Source organism: Halobellus clavatus, assembly GCF_900107195.1.
GTDB classification, from domain to species: Archaea; Halobacteriota; Halobacteria; order Halobacteriales; family Haloferacaceae; genus Haloquadratum; species Haloquadratum clavatum.
Genome location: NZ_FNPB01000005.1, coordinates 24908 through 48991, shown reverse-complemented (window position 1 = coordinate 48991; position 24084 = coordinate 24908). Strand labels below are relative to the sequence as shown.

General features: G+C 66.3%; 24 protein-coding genes and 1 tRNA gene. 14 read left to right on the top strand and 11 right to left on the bottom strand.

The window, feature by feature from the left end:
* Positions 1-4 precede the first annotated feature (4 nt).
* Complete coding sequence (locus BLU74_RS08720; protein ID WP_089766896.1) at positions 5-946, bottom strand: cation diffusion facilitator family transporter; 942 nt, start codon at positions 944-946, stop codon at positions 5-7.
* A 100-nt stretch (positions 947-1046) separates the two neighbouring features.
* Between BLU74_RS08720 and BLU74_RS08715 the strand changes: the two genes are divergently transcribed.
* Positions 1047-1580, top strand: coding sequence for a metallophosphoesterase (locus tag BLU74_RS08715; protein ID WP_089766895.1), 534 nt, complete (start codon positions 1047-1049; stop codon positions 1578-1580).
* Between the two features lie 267 nt (positions 1581-1847).
* Here the strand turns inward: BLU74_RS08715 and BLU74_RS08710 are convergent, their stop codons facing one another.
* A complete protein-coding gene (locus tag BLU74_RS08710) occupies positions 1848-2747 on the bottom strand; it encodes an ArsR/SmtB family transcription factor (protein ID WP_089766894.1) in 900 nt (299 codons plus the stop codon).
* 183 nt (positions 2748-2930) lie between these two features.
* Here BLU74_RS08710 and BLU74_RS08705 point away from each other — a divergent pair, with 183 nt between their 5' ends.
* Positions 2931-3152 (top strand): DUF7859 family protein, encoded by a 222-nt coding sequence (locus BLU74_RS08705; RefSeq protein ID WP_089766893.1) that lies wholly within the window; start codon positions 2931-2933, stop codon positions 3150-3152.
* A gap of 5 nt (positions 3153-3157) precedes the next feature.
* Positions 3158-4354, top strand: coding sequence for an inorganic phosphate transporter (locus tag BLU74_RS08700; protein WP_089766892.1), 1197 nt, complete (start codon positions 3158-3160; stop codon positions 4352-4354).
* A 24-nt stretch (positions 4355-4378) separates the two neighbouring features.
* Here the strand turns inward: BLU74_RS08700 and BLU74_RS08695 are convergent, their stop codons facing one another.
* Positions 4379-5719 (bottom strand): hemolysin family protein, encoded by a 1341-nt coding sequence (locus tag BLU74_RS08695; RefSeq protein ID WP_089767103.1) that lies wholly within the window; start codon positions 5717-5719, stop codon positions 4379-4381.
* A 297-nt stretch (positions 5720-6016) separates the two neighbouring features.
* Here BLU74_RS08695 and BLU74_RS08690 point away from each other — a divergent pair, with 297 nt between their 5' ends.
* Genes BLU74_RS08690 through BLU74_RS08680 form a run of 3 tightly spaced genes read left to right on the top strand, consistent with a single transcriptional unit; the run spans position 6017 to position 7506 of the window.
* Positions 6017-6286, top strand: a complete 270-nt coding sequence (locus BLU74_RS08690) for a glutathione S-transferase N-terminal domain-containing protein (RefSeq protein WP_089766891.1) — start codon at positions 6017-6019, stop codon at positions 6284-6286.
* Positions 6286-6795, top strand: coding sequence for a redoxin domain-containing protein (locus tag BLU74_RS08685; RefSeq protein WP_089766890.1), 510 nt, complete (start codon positions 6286-6288; stop codon positions 6793-6795). The genes BLU74_RS08690 and BLU74_RS08685 overlap by 1 nt, the downstream gene beginning before the upstream one ends.
* Before the next feature lie 60 nt (positions 6796-6855).
* The gene (locus BLU74_RS08680; protein ID WP_089766889.1) at positions 6856-7506 is read left to right on the top strand and encodes an L-threonylcarbamoyladenylate synthase; all 651 of its coding nucleotides are present in this window, start codon (positions 6856-6858) and stop codon (positions 7504-7506) included.
* 15 nt (positions 7507-7521) lie between these two features.
* Here the strand turns inward: BLU74_RS08680 and BLU74_RS08675 are convergent, their stop codons facing one another.
* On the bottom strand, positions 7522-8244 hold the full coding sequence (locus tag BLU74_RS08675) for a CRISPR-associated protein Cas4 (protein WP_089767102.1): 723 nt from the start codon (positions 8242-8244) through the stop codon (positions 7522-7524).
* 208 nt (positions 8245-8452) lie between these two features.
* Positions 8453-8932 (bottom strand): FKBP-type peptidyl-prolyl cis-trans isomerase, encoded by a 480-nt coding sequence (locus BLU74_RS08670; protein WP_089766888.1) that lies wholly within the window; start codon positions 8930-8932, stop codon positions 8453-8455.
* Positions 8933-9043: 111 nt separating this feature from the next.
* On the opposite strand from BLU74_RS08670, the gene BLU74_RS08665 reads away from it, so the two are divergent.
* The 5 genes from BLU74_RS08665 to BLU74_RS08645 all read left to right on the top strand — a co-directional run bounded on the left by BLU74_RS08665 (position 9044) and on the right by BLU74_RS08645 (position 14613).
* A complete protein-coding gene (locus BLU74_RS08665; protein ID WP_089767101.1) occupies positions 9044-9448 on the top strand; it encodes a DoxX family protein in 405 nt (134 codons plus the stop codon).
* Positions 9449-9493: 45 nt separating this feature from the next.
* A complete protein-coding gene (locus BLU74_RS08660; RefSeq protein WP_089766887.1) occupies positions 9494-11773 on the top strand; it encodes a hypothetical protein in 2280 nt (759 codons plus the stop codon).
* A 288-nt stretch (positions 11774-12061) separates the two neighbouring features.
* The gene (locus BLU74_RS08655; RefSeq protein WP_089766886.1) at positions 12062-13174 is read left to right on the top strand and encodes a glutamate-cysteine ligase family protein; all 1113 of its coding nucleotides are present in this window, start codon (positions 12062-12064) and stop codon (positions 13172-13174) included.
* A 19-nt stretch (positions 13175-13193) separates the two neighbouring features.
* Positions 13194-13997 carry a type 1 glutamine amidotransferase gene (locus BLU74_RS08650; protein WP_089766885.1) on the top strand — a complete coding sequence of 268 codons (804 nt, stop codon included), beginning with the start codon at positions 13194-13196 and terminating at the stop codon, positions 13995-13997.
* 100 nt (positions 13998-14097) lie between these two features.
* The gene (locus BLU74_RS08645; protein ID WP_089766884.1) at positions 14098-14613 is read left to right on the top strand and encodes a helix-turn-helix domain-containing protein; all 516 of its coding nucleotides are present in this window, start codon (positions 14098-14100) and stop codon (positions 14611-14613) included.
* Between the two features lie 246 nt (positions 14614-14859).
* Here BLU74_RS08645 and BLU74_RS08640 read toward each other — a convergent pair whose 3' ends face one another.
* Positions 14860-15333 (bottom strand): DUF6789 family protein, encoded by a 474-nt coding sequence (locus tag BLU74_RS08640; protein WP_089766883.1) that lies wholly within the window; start codon positions 15331-15333, stop codon positions 14860-14862.
* 290 nt (positions 15334-15623) lie between these two features.
* Here BLU74_RS08640 and BLU74_RS08635 point away from each other — a divergent pair, with 290 nt between their 5' ends.
* Complete coding sequence (locus tag BLU74_RS08635) at positions 15624-16373, top strand: SDR family NAD(P)-dependent oxidoreductase (RefSeq protein ID WP_089766882.1); 750 nt, start codon at positions 15624-15626, stop codon at positions 16371-16373.
* 557 nt (positions 16374-16930) lie between these two features.
* A complete protein-coding gene (locus BLU74_RS18440; RefSeq protein WP_139175698.1) occupies positions 16931-17119 on the top strand; it encodes a hypothetical protein in 189 nt (62 codons plus the stop codon).
* A 236-nt stretch (positions 17120-17355) separates the two neighbouring features.
* On the opposite strand, the gene BLU74_RS08630 is transcribed toward BLU74_RS18440, so the two are convergent.
* From BLU74_RS08630 to BLU74_RS08615, 4 genes are all read right to left on the bottom strand, one after another.
* Positions 17356-17541 (bottom strand): DUF7563 family protein, encoded by a 186-nt coding sequence (locus BLU74_RS08630; RefSeq protein WP_217635353.1) that lies wholly within the window; start codon positions 17539-17541, stop codon positions 17356-17358.
* Positions 17542-17605: 64 nt separating this feature from the next.
* Positions 17606-17678 (bottom strand) — tRNA-Pro (locus BLU74_RS08625).
* A 67-nt stretch (positions 17679-17745) separates the two neighbouring features.
* Complete coding sequence (locus BLU74_RS08620; protein ID WP_089766881.1) at positions 17746-19596, bottom strand: SLC13 family permease; 1851 nt, start codon at positions 19594-19596, stop codon at positions 17746-17748.
* 236 nt (positions 19597-19832) lie between these two features.
* Complete coding sequence (locus tag BLU74_RS08615; protein WP_089766880.1) at positions 19833-21890, bottom strand: DEAD/DEAH box helicase; 2058 nt, start codon at positions 21888-21890, stop codon at positions 19833-19835.
* Between the two features lie 136 nt (positions 21891-22026).
* On the opposite strand from BLU74_RS08615, the gene BLU74_RS08610 reads away from it, so the two are divergent.
* Positions 22027-23202: a CBS domain-containing protein gene (locus BLU74_RS08610; protein WP_089766879.1), complete on the top strand. Its 1176-nt coding sequence runs from the start codon at positions 22027-22029 to the stop codon at positions 23200-23202.
* A gap of 35 nt (positions 23203-23237) precedes the next feature.
* On the opposite strand, the gene BLU74_RS08605 is transcribed toward BLU74_RS08610, so the two are convergent.
* Positions 23238-23987 carry a competence/damage-inducible protein A gene (locus tag BLU74_RS08605; protein ID WP_089766878.1) on the bottom strand — a complete coding sequence of 250 codons (750 nt, stop codon included), beginning with the start codon at positions 23985-23987 and terminating at the stop codon, positions 23238-23240.
* Positions 23988-24084 lie beyond the last annotated feature (97 nt).

Below are 24084 nucleotides of genomic sequence, written 5' to 3'. Positions count from 1 at the left end.
CGACTCAGACCTCGGGTTCGATATACACGTGTTTGACCCGGTCGTCGACCTCGACGAGACGTGATTCGATATCGTCGATCAGTCCGTCGAGATCGGTGGCTTCGGTCTCCGGGACGAAACTCACGTCGGTGGTGACGAGTACGTCCTGCGGGCCGACGTAGACCGTTCGGAACGTGTCGACGTGAACGACCTGCGGAGCGGCCTCGATCGCCGTCTTGAGTTCGGTCTCGATCTCCGCCGGGAGGCTCTCACCGAGAATCAGCCGTTTGTTCTCCCACGCCAACGCGAGGGCGAATCCCATCAGCAGGAGGCCGATGATCAGGGCCGAGATCGCGTCGTAGATCTCGTTCCCCGTCGCCTTCGAGAGCAGGATCCCGACGAGCGCGATCCCCGCGCCGAGCAGCGCAATCGTGTCTTCAGTGTACGCTGTCAGCGTCGTCACGTCGCTGGTCTTCCGGAACGCGTCGCGGAGGCCGTCCCACTCGTAGTGGTTGATCTGGCGTCTGAGTTCCTTGTTCGCCTTCGCGAACGCGTAGCTCTCGAAGCCGATCGCCCCGAAGAGGACGACGACGCTGACGTACCACGAGGGGAACGTCACCCCGGCGACTGAGACGGGCCCGGCCGCCCCGTGACCACCGTGAACGATGGCGTCGTAGCCGTGTTTGACCGACTCCCAGCCCGCGATACCGAACAGCAGGACGGCGACCAGAAAGGAATAGAAGAACTGTGCCTTCCCGTAGCCGAACGGGTGTTCGCGGCTCACCGCTTTGTTGCTGTAGCGGATCCCGAGCAGCAGGAACACCTGATTGCCCGTATCGGAGATCGAGTGGTACGTCTCCGAGAGCATCGAGGGGCTGCCGGTGAGGAGAAACGCGAGGAATTTCAGGATCGCGATGGCACCGTTTGCGACGAGCGCTGCGAGGACGACGCCTCTGCTTCCGGCCATACGGATCCTCTCTGGCGAGAGGGATAAAGTGATTTGCACCGCGGTGCGTTCAGGGGGATTCCGTCGGGCACTTCTTGTCTCCGGGTGACTTACGGCGGCTATGCTCGTCGTCGTCTCTGACACACACAGTACTGATTCTCATCGGCTCACGGGGCGGACCCTCCGGGCCGTCCGCGAGGCAGACATCGTCGCACACCTGGGGGACTTTATGCGCGAATCCGTCCTGGACGACTTCGAGTCCGAAGCCGACCGACTGCTCGGCGTCACCGGCAACAACGACGACGGCGGGATCCGCAACCGGCTTCCTGAGGCGCGCTCGTTCACGTTCGGCGGGCTGACCTTCGCGATGACGCACACCCGGCGCGGCGGGCCGACCGCACTGTCGCTGTTCGGCCGCCAACGCGCCGCCCACGTGGTGCTCTTCGGACACAGTCACCGACCCACCTACGATCCGAGTGACGAGGTCGTCCTCCTCAACCCGGGCAGTCACGCCCAGCCACGGGGGAATCGCGCCGCGCACGCGGAACTCGAGCGACGACCCGCGGGCGGCGTCGAGGGGCGACTCGTCACCGTCGACGGCGAGGTGTTCGAGTCGTTCGTGGTGGAGGGAAACGGGACAGTCCGGCGGCAGTGACGCGAGAGACCGCGACTGAGTGAGCGGTCGATCGAAAAGAATCGGCGCAGGCCGGAGCCAGTGGCCGGGACTGGCCAATCGCCGCGATGTGGAGGGGGCAGGGAGCGAGTGCGGCGAGTCGTGACCCGGAAGGGTGGGGGAGCCGGGTGATGGCTGCTGGCCGGCGGTCCGGCGGGGCTTCGGCCCTCAGTATATCCTGTGGACGGGATGATAAAATAGCCGACGTAGACTGAAAGACCGATTTTATCGTCTCGACAGCAGCGGGGACTACTGCCGCCAGACCAGCGCGACGAACGAGAGCGCGACGACCCCGCCGAGGAAGAAGAGCGCGCCGGGCGGAACCCCGCCGATCGCGGACCCGATCGCGTCGAGCGGACCCACGCCGTCGCCTGCGGCCTGCGTGGTCGCCGCCGCGGTCTGGACCTGATCGGTCGCAATTTGCGTCGCCGTCTCGGTCGCAGTCGCCGCCGGCTCCGTCGATTCGGGCTGTGGGGTCGGCGTCGCCGTCTCCGCCGCCGACTCTGTCGGCGTGTCAGTCGCTTCTGCGATGCTGATGCCGTCGTCACCAGTCTCGGTCGCGGCCGCCGTCTCGGCGTCTGGCGTCGGCGTCGCGCTCGGTTCGGCGGTCCCCTGCTCGCTGAGATTGGTGGCGCCGCCGTCGGCACCGGCGGTGCTCGCACCCCCGTCGGCCCCGCCGGACCCAGCCGTGGGTGCCAGATCCGGGCCGACGCCGGTTCGTGCGAGGCGATCGACGACGACACTCCCCAGAGCGATGGCGCCGAGGCCACCGAGTAGTTGCGTGAGTGCCGACTGGAGTCCGCTGGTGTCGTCTTCGTTCCCCGCGACGACGACGAGCGCCTGGTCCGAGGGGGCGTAGACGGTCATCTCTCGACCCTTCGCGGAGTAGGCCGTGCCGGCCGGTTCGATGAGGCCCGCGGATTCGAGGCGGTCGAGGTGGTACTGCGCGTTCTGGATCGACGTGTCGATACGGTCGGCGAGGTCGGAGGGCGGCCCGGGTTCCTCGTGGATCTCCGAGAGCACCTGCCGCGCCGTCTCAGAGGAGATCGCGGCGAGGAGGTCGTCGACGTCGTCGCTGTCGAGTCCGACGACGCGCGGTTCCTTGTCGTCGTCGGAGATCTCTGGCCGGGAGGGCAGGAGATCGGCCATCTCTTCGCGAGGATTCCGACGCGTGTGTGATGAGTCTTCCCCCTCGCCCGTGTCGGTCGTTCGGTCACCGCTTCCCCGGCCGACGGGGGCTCGGTTGACGGGGCGAGGTGTCCCGAGCGCCGACAGGACCGACAGCGCCGCGACGGCGAAACGCCTTTAGCAACGCCGGGGAAAGCGAGGCCTATGACACCCCGTCAGCCGGGACTCGTCGGCCGATCGCGTCCGGTCGAAGCCGGTGGCGATCCAGCCCAGATCGACGTCGCCGTCGACTTCGTGGCGTCGAACCCGGCGTTGATCCTTCTCGTGGCGTTTCTCCTCGCCTTCGTCTTCTTCGCGTACCTGTTCGTGCGGCGGACGCTGACGGGACTCCGAGACGGCTTCGACGAAGGGTACCGGGGGAAGTAAGCCGGATGGTCGCGTCCGCTGTCCTCGCGACGCTCGTCGTCGCCGCGCTGGCGAGCCTGTTTATGGCGTGGTCGATCGGTGCGGGGTCGTCGGGATCGACGCCCTTCGCTCCCGCCGTCGGCGCGAACGCGATCTCGGTGATGCGCGCCGGGTTCATCGTCGGCGTGCTCGGTCTCGCCGGGGCCGTTCTCCAGGGAGCGAACGTCACGGAGGCCGTCGGGACCGAACTGGTCGTCGGGTCCGTGCTGACGGCCACAGCCTCGACCGTCGCGCTCATCGTCGCGGCCGCGCTGGTCGCGATCGGCGTCTTCGCCGGGTACCCGATCGCGACCGCGTTCACCGTCACCGGGGCGGTCGTCGGCGTCGGCCTCGCCGCCGGCGGCGGTCCGGCGATCGCGAAGTACCAGGAGATCGCAGCGCTGTGGGTGTTGACGCCGTTCGTCGGCGGCGGGATCGCCTACGGAACGGCGCGGTTGCTCCGCAAGGAATCGATCCCCGAGACGGTCGCAGTCCCCGCACTCGGTGGCGTGGTCGGCCTGCTGGTCGCGAACATCCGATTCGCCGTGCTCGGCGGCGAATCCGGTCGGTCGCTGGCGGAGGTCGGCGCGGCCGCGACCCCGCCGCTGGTCCTCCCGGTCCTCAACGTCGAGCTCGGCGTCGCAGCCGTCTCCGTACTGTTCGTCGGCGTCTCCGTCGCGTTGGTCCGACGCGAGGTGGTCCGAGACCTCGCGCAGGGGCAGCGTCGGTTCCTGCTCGTTCTCGGCGGGTTGGTGGCGTTCTCTGCCGGCGGGAGCCAGGTCGGCCTCGCGATCGGGCCGCTCGTCCCCCTCCTCGGTTCGGTGTCCGTCCCGCTCCCGGCACTCCTGGTGGGCGGCGGTCTCGGCCTCCTCGTGGGGTCGTGGACCGGCGCACCGCGGATGATCAAGGCCCTCTCGCAGGACTACTCCTCGCTCGGGCCGCGCCGATCGATCGCCGCGATGATCCCGTCGTTCGCAATCGCCCAGACGGCGGTCGCCCTCGGGATTCCGGTCTCGTTCAACGAGATCATCGTCAGCGCGATCATCGGAAGCGGATACGCCGCCGGCGGCGCAGGCGTGAGCCGCGAAAAGATGCTCAAGACGGCTCTGGCTTGGGTGGGATCTCTCGCGCTGGCGTTCGGCGTCGCGTACGGGGCCTTCACCGGATTGGAATTCCTTCTGTAACCGCCCTCGCCCGGGGCGACGGTGTCACTCCGGCGGTGGCGACTCGGAATCCGCCTCGATGCTCTCGACGTCGTCGTCCTCCTCCTCGATGACCGGCTCTTCGGGGATCGTGATCCGCGCCTTCATAATCCGGGTGTTGTCGACCTGTTCGATCCGGATAGTGATCCCGTCGTAGGTGATCTCCTCGCCCTCTTCGACGAGGCGGCCGGCGCGGTTGAAGACGAACCCGGCCAGCGTCTCGAACTCCTCACCCTCCGGGAGGTCGAGGCCGAGGGCTTCGTTGACTTCGTCGATGTTGACCTCGCCACGGACGAGCGTCTCGCGGTCGTCGACGTACTCGAACGCCTCTTCCTCGTCGTCTTCGAGGATGTCGCCGACGATCTCTTCGACCATATCTTCCAAGGTGACGAGTCCTTCGGTCGTCCCGAACTCGTCGATGACGATCACCATCCGCAGGCGGTTGTCCTGAATCTCCGTCAGCAGTTCGTCGACGTTCTTCGATTCGGGGACGTGCAGCGTGGGTTGGACGATGTCGATCAGCGACGCGGTGCCCTCGCCGTAATGCTTCTCGCGCACGAGGTCTCGGATCGTGACGATCCCGATGATGTTGTCGAGGTTCCCCTCGTAGACGGGCACGCGCTCGTGGTCGGACTGGACGCACGTCTCGATCGCCTCGTCGATGGTGGCGTCTTTCGCGACGGCCGTCATATCGAGTCGCGGGGTCATCACCTCCTTGACGATCGTCTGATTGAAGCGGAAGATCCGATCGAGCATCTCCCGTTCTTCTTCTTCGATCACGCCCTCGCGCTCGCCGGTCTGGATGAGGTCCTGAATCTCGTCGCGGGTGATATAAGAGGTCTCGATGGCGGAGCGACCACCGGTCACCTTGTTGATCACGCGCGTGAGGTAGTCGAAGACGACGACAAGCGGGAGCAGGACGTACTCGGAGTACTTCAGCGGCCGCGAGATCCGGAGCGCCCACGACTCGGTGTTCTCGACGGCGTAGGACTTCGGCGCGCTCTCGCCGAACAGCAGGACGAGCGTCGTGATGCCGAACGTCGAGGCTAACACCGCGGCGCCGGGGTCGAAGTAGATACTGACGATGGCCGTGGCGATCGACGACATCGCGATGTTGACGATGTTGTTACCGACCAGAATCGTCACGAGTAGGCGATGCGGGTTCGATTTGAGATCGGACACCGTCTCCGCGTTCGGGACGCCGTCCTCGACGAGCGAGTCGACGCGGTGTTTCGCCAGCGAGAACATCGCGATCTCCGAGGAGGAGAAGAACGCCGAAAAGCCGATCAACAGGAGGACGGCGATCGCACCCGCAATCGTGACCGTCGTGTCGTTGATCGGCACCATCTGGAGGACTGTACTCGGCAGGGGGGTCCCACTGTCGGCGAACACACGCCGGAGTGATCGCTCGGCGACAGCCGAGAACGCGGCTGGGTCACCGATATCGAGAAGCCCCCGAAGGGCGAGAGAGATGAGTGGCGGAGATAAGCCCATACGACTACGTCACCTTGTCTGGCCCGGGAATTAAGAGTTGCCCTCGAAGCGTCGGTGCGGCGAGAGCAGCGCCCCCTGACACGGGTTTGGCTTCCCGAACGCGACTGCCGGGTGCGAAGGGCTTAGGGAACCGTCGCTCGTATCACGAATATGAGCGAGTCCGACCCACAGATCACTCTGTATCGGCTGCAAGCGTGCCCGTTCTGCGAGCGGGTCGTTCGCGTCCTGAATGATCTCGATCTGTCGTATCAGTCGCGCTTCGTCGAGCCGATGCACTCCGATCGGAACGTCGTCAAGCGCGTCTCCGGCAAGCGCAGCGTACCGGCGATCGTCGACGAGAACACCGGGGTGACGATGTCGGAGTCGGCGAACATCGTCGAGTACCTGCAGAACACCTACGGTGAAGGGGGGGCGGCCTGATGGTCGACTTCGAGGTCGTCTCGCTTCCCGAGGCCGACAACCCGGACGTGGGCGAGACCGCGCCCGACTTCACCCGTCCGCTGGTAAACGAGGAGTACTGGACGGACGCGTCTCTCTCCTCGGTCGTCGCCGAGGGGCCCACGCTCTTGACGTTCCACCCGATGGACGGCGCGTTCCCCACGACGTACATCTGGAACGAGTTCGACGACCGCGGGTTCGCCGACGACGTCCAGGTGGTCGGCGTCTCGATTTCGTCGCCGTACGAACACACGGCGCTCCTCGAGGAGCGTGCCGAGGGCGCCCGCCTCTTTTCGGACCCCGCGGCCGACGTCGCGGAGGCGTACGGGATCGAACACGACCTCGACGGGATGTCCGGCGTCACCGAACCCAGACCGGCCGTCTTCCTCCTCGAGGAAGACCGGACGGTCCAGTACGCGTGGGTCGCGAGCGAGTGGCCGGCGTTCCCCGAGTACGACGAGATCGAGGCCGCGATCGCAGAGCACGTCTGAGTTGATCTGCAGGGGCCGATCCGCTAGCCTCTTGCCCACAGACCGCCAAGTTTCGAACGGATGACGAAGTTCGACGCGGGACCGGACGGAGGAGCCGACGATGCCCTCGATCGAGCGGCGGCGGCGATCGAAGCCGGCGATCCCGTCGTCTACCCGACGGAAACGGTGTACGGGCTCGGAGCCGACGCCAGCGACGCCGCAGCGGTCGAACGCGTCTTCGAGACGAAGGGTCGCGACCGCTCGAAGCCCCTCTCGATCGGCGTGCCGACGATCGCCGGGGCGCGACGGTACGCTCGCCCGAGTGAGCGTGCGATCCAGTTTATGCAGGCGTTTCTCCCCGGCCCGGTCACCGTCGTCGTCGAGCGCGACCCGGCCTTGCCGGACATCGTCACCGCCGGCCGCGACCGCGTCGGCGTGCGGATCCCCGACCACGAGGTCGCGCTGGCGCTGTTCGAGCGAGTCGCTCCCATCCCCGTGACGGCGACGAGCGCGAACCGCAGCGGGGATCCGAGCGTGACACAGATCGCGGAGTTGGATGCATCGCTCCGTGAGTCCGTCGGCGCGGTCGTCGACGACGGGCCCGCACCGGGCACCGAGAGCACGGTCGTCGACCCCGAGCGGAACGTCGTTCACCGCCGGGGGGCGATGGCCGACGCGATCGTGGCGTGGCTCACCGACGAGACCGGGACCGAGCCCGACGTCGAGGCGTAGCGGTCGACGGTCGGCTCACCCCAGTCCCAGCAGCGTCTTCAGCGAGCGGGTTTTCGTCCCGCAGGTCTCGCGATACTCGCAGGCGTCGCACTTCGAGGTCTCGTCGGTCCGGGCAGGCACCCCCGACATCGAGCGGACCGTCCAGAGCACTCTGCGATAGGCGCTCTTGTTCCGTGTCGTCAGTCTGACCGTCCGAACGATACCGTGCGTCGGATACTCGACGAGCGCACGCGGGATCGGTCGGCGATACTCCCAAGACAGTGCCTTCGCGACGGCCACGGCCCGGACTCGTTGGGGCTCCCAGACGCCGCGCGGCGGCGGCGTCCCGGGCGAGACGATCGTCGGCGTCGGCGGTGGCGTCTCCGCAGAGGCCTCCGTCACCGAGTCGTCGGGGTCGGGCGCGACGCCGAGGAGTTTGTGCGCGATCCCGTGACAGTCTCGTCCGCGGAGGAACGCGTCGCGGACCCCCGGATCGACGAGCGCGTCGTAGTCTTCGCGCTCGGCGAGCACAGCGAGGTTCGCGCGGTAGGTCGCGGGCGAGACCTCGATCGGCCGGTCGGCGAGGGCCTCGTCGCTCGTCGTGCGGAGGTCTTCGTACGCGAACGCGAGGTCGCGGACGGCGGCGACGCGTGCCGGTGGCTCGAAGTCGTCGTCGCGGCGCGCGTAGTAGAGCTGTCGAGGACAGTACGCGGCGCGGGCGAGGTGTGAGATCGGGATAGTTTCGGGACGTTCGGGCACGGGGAGGAGTGGTGCCGTCACCGTATTTGAACGCTCGCCGGACGCCCTTCGGCCCGTCGACGGTCGAATTCGGTCGGGGCCGAGTGGTCGTCGGGGTGGTATCCGACCGGATCGACGCTTCGTCGACGCCGGATCGACGCCCCGCCGAACCCCGTCGACGCCGGATCGACGCCCCGCCGAGCCCTATCGACGCCCCGTGGACGCCGAGTCAGACCGACGGCGGATCGACGACCTCGATCTCGAAGGTGAGCGTCCGACCCGCGAGTTCGTGGTTGAAATCCACTTCGACGGTGTCCTCGCGGACGGCGACGACGTCACCGTGCAGGCCGTTCTCCGCGTGGACGTGGAGGCCGACTTCCGGCGATTCACCGACCATCGACTCGAACGTCTCCGCGTCGTACTCGCGGATCCGGTCCTCGCGGACTTCGCCGTAGGCTGCCTCCGGCGGCACCCGGACGGTGTCGGACTCGCCGACGGCCATCCCGCGGACGGCCTCGTCGAGGCCCTCGATGACCTGCCCGTCGCCGACGACGAAGGTGAGTGGCCCATACGAGTCTGGATCGGCCTCGCGCTCGTCTGCCAGGTCGTGCTCGATCGCGATCTCGTACTTCGAGGTCCCGAAGACGGTCCCGTCCTCGAATCGCCCGACGTACTCGACGGCGATCTCGTCACCAGGCTCGACGGTCATACCGGTGGTGTGACGGCCGTCGACAATACCCTGTCGGAAGGGGAAGGTCCGAGCGGGCGGCCGGGCGTCCGGGGCCGAACGCTTTTCCGCGGCGCGCGAGTGAACGTGGATATGACCGACGACGCCGACTCAGCCGCACAGGCCGCCGACCGCGACGCGCCCTCGCGACTCGGACGAGTGCTGTTGGGACTCGGACTCGCCCTCCAGGCCTCCGAGGACTTTCGAGACATGGAAGAGAACATCGAGTACGCCGAGTCCGCCGGCGTCCCGATGCCAGAGATCGCCGCGCCCTTCGCGTCCGGGATGATGCTCGTCGCCGGCATCGGGGTCGCCCTCTGGCGCGTCCCGCGGATCGCGACGGGCGCGACCGTCACGTTCCTCACCGTCGTGACTGCGACGATGCACGACTTCTGGAACGCCGACGAGGACTCGAGAAGCGGCGAGCGTCTGGCGTTCTTCGGCAACCTGACGATGATCGGTGGCGCACTGGTATTCCTGCGCGAGGCGTGGAAGTGACCGTGCTCCGGTGACGGACCGAACCAGCGGAGCGGGCGTCCTCGAATGACCGACGATCTGACGCTCGACCGCCGGACGCTGCTCGCCGCGGTCGGGAGTGCCGGGACCGCTTCGATCGCCGGCTGTTCGTTCACGCAACGTGAAAGCGACAGTGAGACGACGGCCACCGACGAATCCCTCGCCCGGGAACTCGCCGAGCGGTTCGCACCGACGCTGTACTTCGACGCCGCGGAGTCGTGGCTCCCGACGGATCCCCGACCGTACACGAGCCAACAGGACGGATCCACGATCGTCGACGGGTTCGACGCGCTCGACGGCTATCACGAGCGCTACGACTCGACCGAGGAACCGCCGAACCCGACGGTCTTCTACAACGCCGTCGAGTACGAGGACTCTCCGCTCGCAGTCGTGCAGTTCTGGCTCTACTCGGCGTTCGATCAGTTCACGACGAACTTCCACTGGCACGACTGGGAGACCCTCCACGTGTTCGTCGACACCGACACCGACGAGCCGCAGTTGTTCGTCGCGAGTTCGCACTCCCGAGCGGTGCCGAACAACGAGTTCCTCGATCCCGACCCCGAGACCGTCCCGCGGTTGCTTTCGGAGCTCGGCTCGCACTCCAGCGCGCTCTCGATCAACGATGAGCTCGACGCGTTTCAGCGACTGCCCAGTCCGGATCTCCTCGCGGACATCACCAACTCCGCCGTCACCACGCTCCAGGACATCGCCGAACTGCCGCTCGCCTACGGCCTCCCGCGCGACGAGGGAGCACGGCTCCCGTATCTCGTCCCCGAGTACGAGGGAACGCCGATATACGAGCACGAGCGCCTCCCGAACGTCGAGCGAGAGTCGCTGGTCCCGCCGGCACTGACCGTCCGGTCCTTCGATTCGCTCTCGTCGCCGCCCACGGACCTGCCGCCGCGAGCGACGGGCGTGATCTTCCGGCACCAGACGCAGCGCGGTGATGACACCGGATCCGAAGACGATGCGTCGCCCAACGAACACGCCTACGAACTCGTCCCGACGAGCGAAATCGAACACATCGTCGACTTCACCGGCCCGCAGTTGAGCTTCGAGTTCGCGATCCCGGAGTTCGCCGAAGACGCGTTCGCGAGCCACATCACAACGACCGGCGCGCCCTGGGGACAGCCCCGATACGAGAACCCCGCCGCGGATATCACCGATCCCACACACCGGTCAGCGCTGGCCGACCGGTACGACGCCATCGGCGATGCGGCCCCGATCAACACGGTCGTCTCGCGCGTCACAGAGGCCGTCACGGCCGACGACGCGCCCGAGGGCGAGGGGCTGGCGACCCAGGAGACCAGCGTCGAGGCCGTCGCCCTGCTGGAGAGCGAGCCCGAAGCGGTCCCGACGTTTCACGGTGTCGCCGTGGCCCGAGACGTCGAAGCGGGCGAACACCGACTGACGGTCAACGCGGCGGGGCAGGCCCCGCACAGCGAACGGATCGCAGTCGGCGAAAGCGCGACGAATACGGCGGAGACGGCGGACGAGACGACCGCCGGATCCGCCACCCGTGAGACGACGGAGCGTGCCGAGTCCTCGACGGCGACAATGCAGTCGACGACAGCGGAGACGAACCCCACGGCCGAAGCGTCGAATACGCCGAACGGGGACACGGTGCAGGCTCCCGGCGAGCGGATCACCATCGGCGGGGTCGGGGGCGAGATCCCGCTCGTGGCGCGTGAGAACGCCCGAAAGCTGGAAGTCGACGCCGACGGCACCGACGCCGACCTGACCGACCTCGCGGTCGAGGATGACTTCGCCGGACGCCTCTATGAGTCGCCACTGTCGGGGTCGGACGCGGTCTACGTGCACCGCGACGGGGCGTACACGACTGAAGTTCGAGACGCGGACGGTGCGATCGGCGCGTTCCGGGTGAATCCGGACCCCGAGGACGACGCGGGGGTCCGAATCGAGCGCCCCACCACCGGGAAGGCGTCGCTGGCGGAGTTCGTCGCGTCAGTGGCGGGTGAGACGCAGGCGGAACTGCAGGAACTGGCGGACAGCGATATCGGCTCCGTGCTCGAGGAAGGAGGCCAGGCGAACGCGCTTCAGGGGCTGCTCACCGCGTTCGGCGCCGTCGTCGAGGCGGCGACGCGGGCGGCCGAAAACGCCAGGGGCGGTGACCGAGCGGGAGCGGATCAGCAACTGCAGGCGGCCGAGGGGGCGCTTGACCGTCTCGCCGAGCAGATTGAGGCGGCGGCCGACGTGGTCCCGGACCCGCTGCAGAACGCGGCACGAAACCGCGTCGACCAGGCGCGACAGCGAGCGAGTCAGGCCCAACGGCTCGAGAAGCTGTGAGGCGGATGCGCTCCCGCGAGCCCCGTTCCCAGGTCGGTTTCGCCGTCCGTTGAGGGAACGGTTGTCGAATAGCATATCTGGGCACGAAGAGCCGATATCAGTACGCGTTTGTCCCTGTTTTTCGATTACAAATACACGTTCGCATCCTCGTTTGCGGAGGATTTATAATATATTGGGAAGTACTGGTCAACGAACGTGGTAGTTGGTACCACACCAGAACAACGACCCCCCGGAGACCGAGCGACCGGCGGTGCACCACTGGACAGCAGAACCCCGAACGAATCGACTGTGCCACCCCACGAATCACCGTCCATCCCGCGGAGCATCGAAGCGGAGTACTGGGTCGTCGACGAGGAGGGGCGGCTGACAACGCCCGGAGCGCTGGTCTCAGCGACGGAGGGCGCCGAGCGCGAGTTCGTCCGCCCGCTGCTGGAGGTCAAGACGTCGCCGTGTCGGTCCACCGCGGCGCTGCGAGCCGAACTGCTCGATCGCCTCAGAGACGTGCTGCGAGCGGCTGAGGAGCGCGGCAAGCGGCTCGTCCCGCTGGCGACGCCGGCCACTCGCGAGGAGATCGAGGAGTTCGAGAGCGAGCGAACGCGGATTCAAAACGAGGTCGTCGGCCGGGATTTCAGGTACGTCCGTCACTGTGCGGGCACGCACGTGCACATCGAACAGCAGCCGGGCTGCGTGGCTGATCAGGTGAACGCGTTCGTCGCGGCCGATCCGGCGCTGGCACTCGTCAACTCCTCGCCGTACTTCCAGGGTCGCCGGCTGACGCGCGGCGCCCGCTCTGAACTGTATAGGCGGCGCGCCTACGAGACGGTTCCACACCAGGGGCAACTGTGGCGATACATCGACGAGCGAGCCGAGTGGACCCGGCGGCTCGAACGGCGGTACGAGGAGTTCGTCCGGGCGGCGATGGACGCCGGGATCGATCGCCGGACGGTCGAAGCGAATTTCGACCCCGAGAGCGCGGTGTGGACGCCGATTCAGCCCCGCGACCGGTTCGGGACAGTCGAGTGGCGGTCCCCGGACACGGCGCTCCCGTCACAGGTCGTTCGATTGGCCGATCGGTTGGCCTCGCTGACTGCGCAGGTCCGAGAGAAAGCGGTGCGCATCGAGGGCGAGCGCGGCGGGCTGACCGACGAGGCGCTGCTCCTCCCGGACTTCCCGACAGTGCTGAAGCACGTCGACGACGCGATTCAGGAGGGACTCGATTCCGAGCGATTGCGGCGGTACCTGGATCGACTGGGGTTCGAGGTCGAGGCGTACGACCCGCTCGCGCCACGAATCGACCGCGGCGAGGAACTGACGCCGGCGGCCGCCCGGGACCTGCGGCTCGACGCCGCGGCGCGGCTCGAACAGGACGTGTACCAGACGAGTTCGATCGACGCCGATTGATCCGACACCTTCGCGATACATGACAGCATCAGACGACTCCGAGCCGAGCGACGAACGAAGTGACACAGACGCGGTCGCGTCGAGACGGGCGGGCCCCGGCGTTCGACGCCCGAAACCGCCCGCAGATCAGCCACGAATCGCCCTGTTGAACGCGGCACAGTCCGCAGCGGAGACGAGAGCGAACTTCCGGCGCGTCCTCGACGTCGACCTCGTGGAGTTTCACGCGCCCTCGGGTGAGTTCCCCGAGACGCTGCACTACGACGGTGTCGTGGTCACCGGTTCGTGGGCCTCCGTCTACTGGGATCGTGAGTGGATCGCGCGGCTGAAGAGTTGGGTCGGCGACGCGGTCAAAGCTGGCATCCCGACGCTGGGCGTCTGCTACGGCCATCAGTTGCTCGCGGACGTGTTGGGTGGGCGCGTCGCGGCGATGGACGGGTACGAGATCGGATACCGCACGATCGAACACGACGGGGAGAACGAACTGCTCGAAGGCGTCGACGAGCAGTTCGTGGCGTTCACCACCCACTCCGATCGGGTCGTCGAGGCGCCGCCGGGGGCCACCGTCTTCGCGAAGAACGACTACGGGATCCACGGCTTCCGGCGCGGCAACGCGTTCGCGGTCCAGTTTCATCCCGAGTACGATCGTGAGATGGCCGAACACGTGACCCGGCGGAAGGAGGACCAACTCTCCGAAGAGCACCTCCAGGCCGTCCTTGACGGGATCACCGACGAGAACGACGCGGCGGCCCGACAGACCACGCAGGTGTTCGACAACTTCGTCGACTACGTGTTGGCGGTCACCCCCGAGCGAGTGCGGAAGTGAGCGCCGGAGAAGGCCGGATTCCACAGCGAGCGATCGTGGGTTGTGCAGCGTCACAGGACACCCGCAGCATCTCTATGTGGGACCTGTTCGCACGGGTAGTATGGCCCGAAGCGAGCCGCCCAACCTAGCACGCTGTCCCGACTGCGACACGGTAGCGATCGGGAGCCACGGAGTGGAGTGTTGCGACCGAGAGATGGAACGACTCAGCGGAACCCAGCCACCGATCGAACCGGCGGTCGAAGTCCTCCTCGAAACCGTGTTCGGCATCGGCGAAACGGAACTGGATGTCTGCCTCTGCGTGATGGAACACGACGGCGTGACCGTCGCAGAACTGGCAGATCGGCTCGAATTCGATCGGAGCGTGATCGCGCGCCACCTCGTTGATCTCGTGGAGATCGGCGTGGTCGAACGCGAACGGCGGTTGCTCAGACAGGGCGGTCACGTGTACGTGTACACGCCAGTCCCCGAGCAGGTCGTTCGAGAACGCCTGCTGTCCGGCTTCGCCGGCTGGGTCGAGGACGCAGTGGCGGAACTCGACGCGATCAGCCGCGAGAAGATCGAGGCGATCCCCGATCGCGATCGGGATGGTGAGCGCGACCAGCAGATATTCCGGTGAGGCGGCGTCGGTGTCGGTTCGTCGCTCCGCGTTCGGTCGCGGCCGCCATCCTCGAAGCGGTGCTCGGTCTCGACGACCCCGAGGTGTCAGTCGCACTCGTCGCGTAGACCACGGGGGACCGTGGATTCGGAAATCCGGGGCAGTGACGGGGGCGGCGAGAACGGCGATGGACTGTCCCCGCAGCGCCGTTTCGCTGCCGTCGAGGCGCCCAGACGCAACCCCTGACGATAGGTTTCCGTTCGGCGACTACACGCGGGTTCGCGTCACCGCGTAGACCCCGCCGAGAACGACTCCGTAGACGGCGTGCCACAGCAGCGAAGGCGGTGCGAAGTTGGGGAACGGCGGCGAGGCGGGGGACCCGACAACGGAGAGCCAGACCGGCATCACGACGGCGGCGAGACCTACCCAGGTGACGACTCCCCAGCCGAGGCCGGCGGCCACGACGGTTCGGACGGATGGCGTGCCCAGGACGGCCATCCCGGTCGCGAAGACGACCCCGAGAACCGCGCCGTGTGAGAGGTGCACGACGAGTCCAGCGCCCGCACTCGGCGGCGGCGCCAGTCCGTACAGCGAGGGGATGGCGACGGCGAGGGTCGGAGAATTCATCACGAGCACCAGAATGCCCATCGCTGCGGCTCCGGTGATCCCACCGAGAACGCCGGCTTCCCAGTTTCCGTCGGTCAATGCGGCGGATGTCGCGGAGTCGGACTCCGTAGACATACGTTACCGGTGCGCACGGAAGGCTGGTGAACGATCCGGGGCTGTTCGGCGGGCGGCCGCATCCCCACAACGAATATATAGGTCTTTCGAGCCGGCCCGCGCCGTCCCGGACTCGGCGCAGCCGAGTATCGACTCCTGATAGTGTTTACTCTCATCTCTTACCGCCGGGCGCTGCCAACGGGGGTGGCGCTCGGCGGTAAAAAGTGAGAGTAAACACTATGAGTGTGTGACGCCGCGATCGGTTCGTTGTCCACCCAAGCCTTTACCCGAACGCCATCGGGGGGCAGAGTATGGTCCGAATCGAGACGAGCGTCGCCGTGGTGACGGGAGCAGCGTCCGGAATGGGCGAGGCGATGGCCCGCGAGTTCGCGGTGCGGGGCGCAAACGTTGTGGCCGTAGATGTTGACGAGGCGGGCGTCACGCGCGTGGCCGACGACATCGTCGCGGGCGGCGGGGACGCCATCGGCGTCTACGGCGACGTCGCCGACGAAACCTGTGTGGGAGAAGTCGTCGAAGCGGCCCGCGACGAGTACGGGACGATCGACGTTCTCTGCAACAACGCCGGCGTCTTCGACGGCGACCAGTCGCTGGAGGAACTGTCCAGAGAGCGGTGGTTCGACGTCCTCGGTGTCAATCTCGACGGCCCGTTTCTGCTGACGAAGGCGGCGCTTCCGGCACTGCTCGCCGGCGACGACGAGGGCGTGGTGATCAACACCGCCTCAGTCGCTGGGCGGTCCGGCGGGGGTGGCGGACCGGCGTATACCGCCTCCAAGCACGGACTCGTCGGCTTCACGAAGGCGCTCGCGAACAAGCACGGCCCCGAGATCCGCGCGAACGCGATCTGCCCGGGGTTCGTGGCCACCGGGATGACCGACGATATGCTCGACGAACTCGCCGATCTCGCGGCGGAGACGCCGGCGGGGCGGTACGCCGAGGCGGAGGAGATCGGTGAGATCGCAGCGTTCCTGGCCAGCGACGAGGCGTCGTTCATTCACGGGGCGGCGCTCGCCGTCGACGGCGGGATCCTTTCCGGGATGTAGTACCGACGCTCTGAGTGACTCTCCGCCGGAGGATCATCACGAACTCACTGACTGCGGAGAGACGGACGACCGACGTCGATCACACGAGCCGGAACGATGCTCGGTGGAGTGACGGGCGACCGTGGATGTGAAAGCGTGCTTGTTGTCGAGGCGCGCTGCCCGGGTGCGATTGTGGGAGAGGCACCATCGACGCCTTCGGCAGGAGGCTCGCGGCTACGTGTTCGTCGGCATCGGCGGAACGAGCGCGGGAGTCCTGTTCGCCGATCTCGAACCCTCCGGCTCGATATTTGTCGGCGTCTTGCGACAATGCCGGCGCACAGCAGAAAGATGACCCGGGAGGCGACCAAACCGGACCATCTATTTTGAATCTGGGTGGCATAGAAGAGAGTCTACACCTGAATGGGACACAGTTAGTTCAGGTGACTAACGCATCGGTCAGTACAGGTAACGTAGGGATCGGTCAGTACAGGGAGCCTACATCTTAAATACAAATAAAACCCGATTTTGAAATATTGGTGTATCGACATATTTATATTTTATACAACTACACCCCAAATATGGCACTGAAAGACGTGCAGTGTGAGCGGCAAGGGTGTAGTGGCAGAGTTCAATTCACTATTGACTCGGGTGAAGAGGTGAGACTGGTCAGTTCCACGGACAAGAAGGATGAGAAAGGTGCCCATTATCAATATGTCGGTGAGGAGTGTCCTGTCTGTGGAAAGTATATCTCTATTGGTGTAGAATAAACAGAGTCTACAAGTACAGTTAGCAGTAGTTTCGCACGCAGGCTCTCACGGCTGTTTCGGCCATAAAATCGTGAAATAACGTGAGTAGCGCCTGCGTCGCCCACTGGACTGCACCGGTACGCGCGTCGAGGCGGACGAGCAGGCGGTTCAAGTGCCGGACTGTTTTCGATCAACCACATCGGTAATCCAGTCGGCTGGACGTCGAGCGGTATCGAAGATCCCGGGCCCGAACTCTTCTACGCATCAGGCCTGCTGCGGTCGTGCCCGGCGGCGGACCCTTGCTGAATCCGGACGGCAGTATCACAGTCGCGGCGGCGGTGGGCGACGCCGATACTATCACCGTAGGCACGGCGGAAGTCGTGGGTGACGCGAGCGCCGCAGTTGTCACAGTAACGAGGCTGCGCCTCGGCGTCGAGGCGCATCATCGCGACCACCTCGTACGGCCGCTAAAACCGGAGATTTCATCCGGTATATGCGTAATGAGTATGGGACCGCCCGGATTCGAACCGGGGTCACGGGCACCCAAGGCCCGAAGTATACCAGGCTAACCCACGGTCCCGCACCTCTACGTCGACCCGACACCGAGTAAAGGATTTCGTTCGGCCGGCGGTCGCGCGATCGGCCGTTCAGAGCCCCCAGATGACCACGATGCCGATAGTGGTGACGATCCCCAGGACCAACTGCAACGGGCCGCCGACCCGGAGGTAATCGCTGAATCGGTACCCCCCGGGACCGTAGACGAAGAGGTTCGTCTGATATCCGACCGGCGTCATAAACGCCGTCGACGCCGCGAAGGTGACGGCCAGCACGAACGAGAAGGGGTTCGCGCCAAGTACCTGTGCGGCCTCGACGGCGACAGGGATCATCAGCACGACGCTCGCGTTGTTCGAGATCACGTTCGTCAAGAGCGCGGTCAGGAGGTAGAACACCGCGAGGACACCGGCGATCGGGAGGAAGTTTCCACTGGCCACGACCAGATCTGCCAGAAGCGCCGCGCCGCCGGACGTCTCTAAGGCGACCCCGAGCGGGATCACCCCGGCGAGGAGGAACACCACGTCCCACTGGACGGCCTCGTAGAGTTCCGGCGGTCGGAGACACCGCGTCACAACCATTGCGAGCGCGCCCGCGAGCGCGGCGACGACGATCGGAAGCACGTCGAGCGCCGCGAGTCCGACGACGGCGAGAACGATCCCCACCGCGACTGGGGTCTTCGACGCACGGTAGTCGTGCGTCTCGATCTCCTGGGCGACGATGAAATCGCGGTTCGCGTCCAGTCGCTCGACGCTGTCGGCCGTCGCCTGGACGAGTAGCGTATCACCAACTCGGAGCGTGACGTCGTCCATCCGGCGGCGGATGAGTTCCTGGCCGCGTCGAAGCGCGAGCACCGTCGCATTGTACCGCTGCCGGAAGCTCGCTGAGACGAGCGATTCCCCGACCAGCGACGATCCCGGCGAGATCACGACTTCGACGAGGTTCTGTCTGGATTCGCCCGCTTCGAGTTCGTCCTCGTCAACGGCGATCGGCACGATAGAGAGACCCTCGACGTCGAGCAGATCGACGAGGGTGTCGCGATCGGTCCGGAGCGCGAAGACGTCGCCCGCCTGAATCTGCTTGGGGCCGAGCGGCTCTAAGAAGATCTCTTCTCCGCGGATCAGTTGAATCAGATCGACGTCGAAGTCGGTCTCGACGAGTGCGCGCTGGACCTGCTGGCCGACGAGCGGCGAGTCCTCGCGCACGACGACCTCCGTCAGGTACTCGCCCATCTCGAACTCCTCGGTGAGGTCCTGTCGCGGTGGGATCCGCTCGGGCGTCAGCCACTTCCCGACCGTCAACAGGTACGCGGCCCCGACGATCGACACCACGATTCCGAGTTGCGTGAACTCGAACATCGTGAACGATCGCCCGATGAGTCGCCCGGACAGCTCTGAGGCGAGGATGTTCGTCGAGGTGCCGATCAACGTGAGCGTGCCGCCGAACATCGACGCGTACGAGAGCGCGAGGAGAAGCTTCGACGGCGACGTCCCGCCCCGCTCGGCGAGATCTGTCACCATCGGGAGAAGGATCGCGACCGCAGCGGTGTTGTTGATGAACCCCGAGATCGGCGCGACGACGCCGATCGTCGCGCCGAGTTGGCGATCGACGCTGTCGCCCGTAAACGAAGCGATCATCGCGCCGAGGCGCTGGATCACGCCCGTCCGCTGGACGCCCTCGCTGAGGATGAACATCGCGAGTACCGTCAGCGTGGCCGTGCTCGAAAAACCGGACAGCGCGTCGGCCGGGTAGTCGGCGAAGAGGACGATCGGCTCCGAGAGCAGTCCGTAGCCCGCAGCGATCGCCGAGGCCGGCTGGATCAGCACCAGCGAGACCAACACGCCCAGTGCGGTGACGTCGACCGGGACCGGCTCGATCACGAAGAGCGTGAGCGCACCGAGGACGACGAGGAAGACCACGAGCGTCGCCAGCGTAATCGAGACCACAGCCGGCAGTCACCGCGGTTCTGCAAAAGGCTGTGGGATACGGGGGGAGTTTATCTACCAAGACGGGACCAGAGCCCGCGTGCGCTGAGCGCGACTCCGCGCCGGGCAGCGGGTGTGCGGCACGTCGGCGCGGAGCGAGAGCGGTGTGCCGCCTGTTCGCATCACGAATCCGACACGGAGCGGAGCGACGAGGCCGACCCCGGCGAGGAGGGGGCCGACGGTGGCCGATGTACGCCTCAGCGCTCTTCTTGCAGTTCCATCTCTGCGACCAGGTCGTACGGGTCGGTCCCAGAGCGGATCAAGTCCAGAATGGTGAACGCGTCACTCGGCGAGAGGAAGTGCCGGCAGACCGCGCGCCCCAGGTCTGTCGGCTCGAACCCATCGATGAACTCCCACTGGAGGAGCTTGCCCAGCGCGTGCTTCGTGGGCACGTCGCCGACCATTCGGTCGTTCAACCGCTTGGCGCGCTTGCCGGCGACGACGACGTTCGCGAGGGTCTCTTCGGCGGCGGCGGTCTCGTCGTAGTGCGTCAGGACGTCCTCCATCTCGCCTTTCAGGAGCTTGAACGCCAGCTCGTCTTCGGTCATCTCCATCGAATTGTGATAGGTACAGTCGGGCTCGACCAGCAGGTAGACCGTCCCCTGATCGTGGTAGTCGGGGCGGCCGGCGCGACCGAGCATCTGCTCGAACTCCTGGACGGACAGCCACTCGATCCCCATCGCCAGCGAGTCGAAGATCACCTGTGAGGCCGGGAAGTCGACGCCGGCCGCGAGCGCCGCGGTCGTCACCACCGCCGCCAGATCCTGGTCACCGAACTGCCGTTCGACCTGTTTCCGGCGGCCGTAATCGAGGCCGGCGTGGTACGGTGCAGAGGCGTACTCGAGCTTTCGAGAGATCTCGTGACACCGGCGGCGAGAGTTCGTGAAGACGATCGTCTGCCCCCGGTAGCCCTTCGAGGACTTCGAGTCGAACTCCCGCCGAACCAACTTGTTCACGATGTCGGGCTTCTCACGTCCGTCGGCGAACGTCACGTGCCGCTCGATCGGCACCGGTCGCTCCTCGAACTCGATCAGCGTCGCGCGGAGGCGCTCGGCCAGCGATTCGGGATTCCCGACCGTCGCCGAGAGGTACACGTACTGGGCCCCGTCGTAGCCGTCGCGTCGCCGCTCGCGCTCTTCGCAGAAGTACTTGAGTCGGCTGATCAGTCCGTCGAGGCGGTGGCCGCGTTCCTCCTCTTTGAGGGTATGGATCTCGTCGATGACGACCGTGCCGATGTCACCGAGGTCTTTCCCCGTCCGGAGCGCGTGGTCGATCCCCTCGTAGGTCCCGACGACGACGTCCGCGTTCGGATTGAAGCGGTTGCCGTCGTCATTGATGCGGGAGGCACCCACGCGGATCGTGACGTCGAGGAGGTCACCGTATCGGTCCTCGAAGTCCTCGTGTTTCTGGTTCGCGAGCGCGACCAGCGGGACGAGAAAGAGCAGTTTCCCCTCGCCCTTCAACGCGCGGTCGAGTCCTGCGAGTTCGCCGACGAGCGTCTTCCCGGTCGCGGTGGCGCTCACGACGAGTTGGTCACGCTCCTCGAACAGGCCGTTGTCGACCGAGAGCGACTGTACCGGCAGGAGCGTGTCGAAGCGGTCCTCGACGCGTCGCTGGAGTTCGGGATGCAGATCCAGCGTCGACGTCTCGACGAGGTCGACCTCGTCGGTCGTCGCGCTGACGGTGTCGAACTTCGTGAGGTCGGGATCGAGCCCGCCGGAGAGGAGATTCGAGATCCGATCGAGGTCCTGCGTGTCGAGGAGGAGATCCTCGAGGCGGTCCTGGGCCGCTCCGGTGAGGCGTCCCGAGGCCGAGAAGTCGAGTTCCCGTTCGAGTTCGCGCTTTGCGCACTCCGGACAGATGTACTCGCGATCGGTCTTGATGGCCGTCTCCTCGGTGATCGGTGAGTACCGACCATCGGACGCACAGTAGCGGCAGGTCCGGACCACCAGCGCGTCGAGCTGATAGCCGTCCAACATCTCCTGTAACTCCTGCCGACGACCCGTCGACGTCTGCTCGGAGATGCGGATTCGGGAGGCGCGTCGCGCGAGTTCGACGAACTGGCTCGGATCGCGCGGTTCCTCCGTCGACCCACGCTTGAGACGGAATTTCGCGGGACGGGGGCCGGCGTTCGTCTCCTTCAGTTCCAAGCGCGCGCGGAAGACGCGCTCGCCGTCGCGCTCGACGACCACGAGGAAGTCGTCGCCGGACTCGTGGAGAAAGAGCGTGTCGACGCGGCCGACCTGTTGAGACACGTTGGACTATACGAAAAGCAGGTATTTCAGCGATTCGTCTGCGGTCGTTCCCGTCCGGCGGCGGCCACTGTCGGTCGGTGCGGGCGCGTCGACGCCCCCGATTGGACTTAAGTCCCGTCACCGACTACGTACCGCTATGCGTGGTATCCGCATCGGCAGCGCGTTCGGGATCCCGATCAAGCTCGATCTCACGTTCCTCCTCGTGCTCCCGTTCTTCGCGTGGCTCATCGGCAACGACGTCGCCCAGTTGACCGGTGTCGTGAACGACCTGTTCGGCTCGGCGATCGACGTCGGGGTGCTCACCGCCGGATCGATGCAGTGGGTCCTCGGCGCGGCTGCAGCGCTCGGGCTCTTCGTCTGTGTCCTCTTTCACGAGTTCGGCCACTCGCTGGTCGCGATGCGGTTCGGCTACGAGATCGACTCGATCACCCTGTGGCTCTTCGGTGGCGTGGCGAGCTTCGCCGAGATGCCCGAAGACTGGCGACAGGAGCTGTCGATCGCTATCGCGGGACCGATCGTCAGCGTCGCGCTCGGGGGGATCTCTTACGTCGCGTTCCTCGCGCTGCCGGCGACGCTCGATCCCGTGAAGTTCGTCATCGGCTATCTAGCCCTGACGAACGTCGTGCTCGCGGTCTTCAATATGCTCCCCGGGTTTCCGATGGACGGGGGTCGGGTGCTCCGAGCGCTGCTGGCACGGAATCGCCCGCACGCCAGGGCGACGCAGATCGCCGCCGAGGTCGGCAAGGTGTTCGCCTTCCTGCTCGGACTGTTCGGCCTGTTCGCGAATCTCTTTCTCGTCGCCCTGGCGTTCTTCATCTATATGGGTGCATCCTCGGAGGCCCAACAGACCGTGATGAAGGCCGCGTTTCAGGACGTCACCGTCCGGGACGTGATGACGCCCCGCGAGCAACTCGACGTCGTCGACAGCGGGACGAGCGTCGCCGAACTGCTCGAGCGGATGTTCACCGAGCGACACACCGGGTACCCGGTGATGGACGGCGACCGACTGGTCGGGATGGTCACGCTCGATGACGCCCGATCGGTACGGGAGGTCGAACGCGATGCCTACCGCGTCGGCGAGGTGATGTCCGACGAACTGGCGACGATCGGTCCCGACGAAGACGCGATGACCGCCATCGAGCAGATGCAGCAGCACGATGTGGGCCGGCTTCCGGTGGTCGACGAACGTGGCGAGGTCGTCGGACTCATCTCCCGCTCGGATCTCGTGACGGCCTTCAACATCATCCAGTCTCGCGGGACCCTGTCGTCGCTGTCGCCCCGGGACACCTCGAGCCTCCCCAACCCGCGGTAGACCGGCACAGGTCCAGTCTGCCGGGAGCGATTCGGTCAGTGCGCCGACTCGGGGTCCTCGGTCGGGGTGAGTTCGAAGTCCGCCTCCTCGCGGAGCCACGCGACTGCCTCCTCGACAGTCGCCGCGTCGTCGCCGGTGAGCTTGAGTCGGGTGCGGCTGGCGTCTCGGTTCGGATAGCTGCCGACGCGGACGCCGAACTCCGCTGCGACGTCCCCCAGGGCTGATGCGAGCGCCCCCTCCGGCTCGGGCGAGTACAGCGTCCGCGTGGCGACGTCGCCGGCGAATTCGGCGGCGACGTTCTCGAAGACGGCGCGCATCTCCTCGGGAATTCCGGGCAGGACGTACACGTTGTCGGCGACGCACCCGGGCGCGAGTCCCTCGGGGTTCGGGATCGGCGTCGCGTCGGCCGGCATCGAGGCGTACCACTCCGCGCGGAGGTCGAAGTCGAGGTCCGGGTTCTCCTCGAAGATGCGATCGATCGTCTCCTGGACGTCGGCCTCGGCGACGGGATCGACGACCAACTCGCGGTCGAGTCCCGCTGCCACGGCGGCCATCGTCACGTCGTCTGGCGTCCCACCCAGTCCACCGGTGACCAAGACGGCGTCGAAGCGCTCGCGCCACTCGCGGATCCGTGTGGCGACGACGGGCTCTTCGTCCGGAACGACGATGATGCGAGTGACGTCGACGCCGCGGGCGGTGAGTTCTTCCGCGAGCCACGTCGCGTTCGTGTTCTCGATGTCGCCCGCGAGCAGTTCGTTGCCGACGGTGACGATCGCGGCGTTCATACCCGCCCCGACGGACGGCGGGCGGTTAAGTCACACTCCACGGGGCGCGGGAGGATCGCCTGATAATCAAAAGCGGAAAGTCCATATCCCGCGCTGT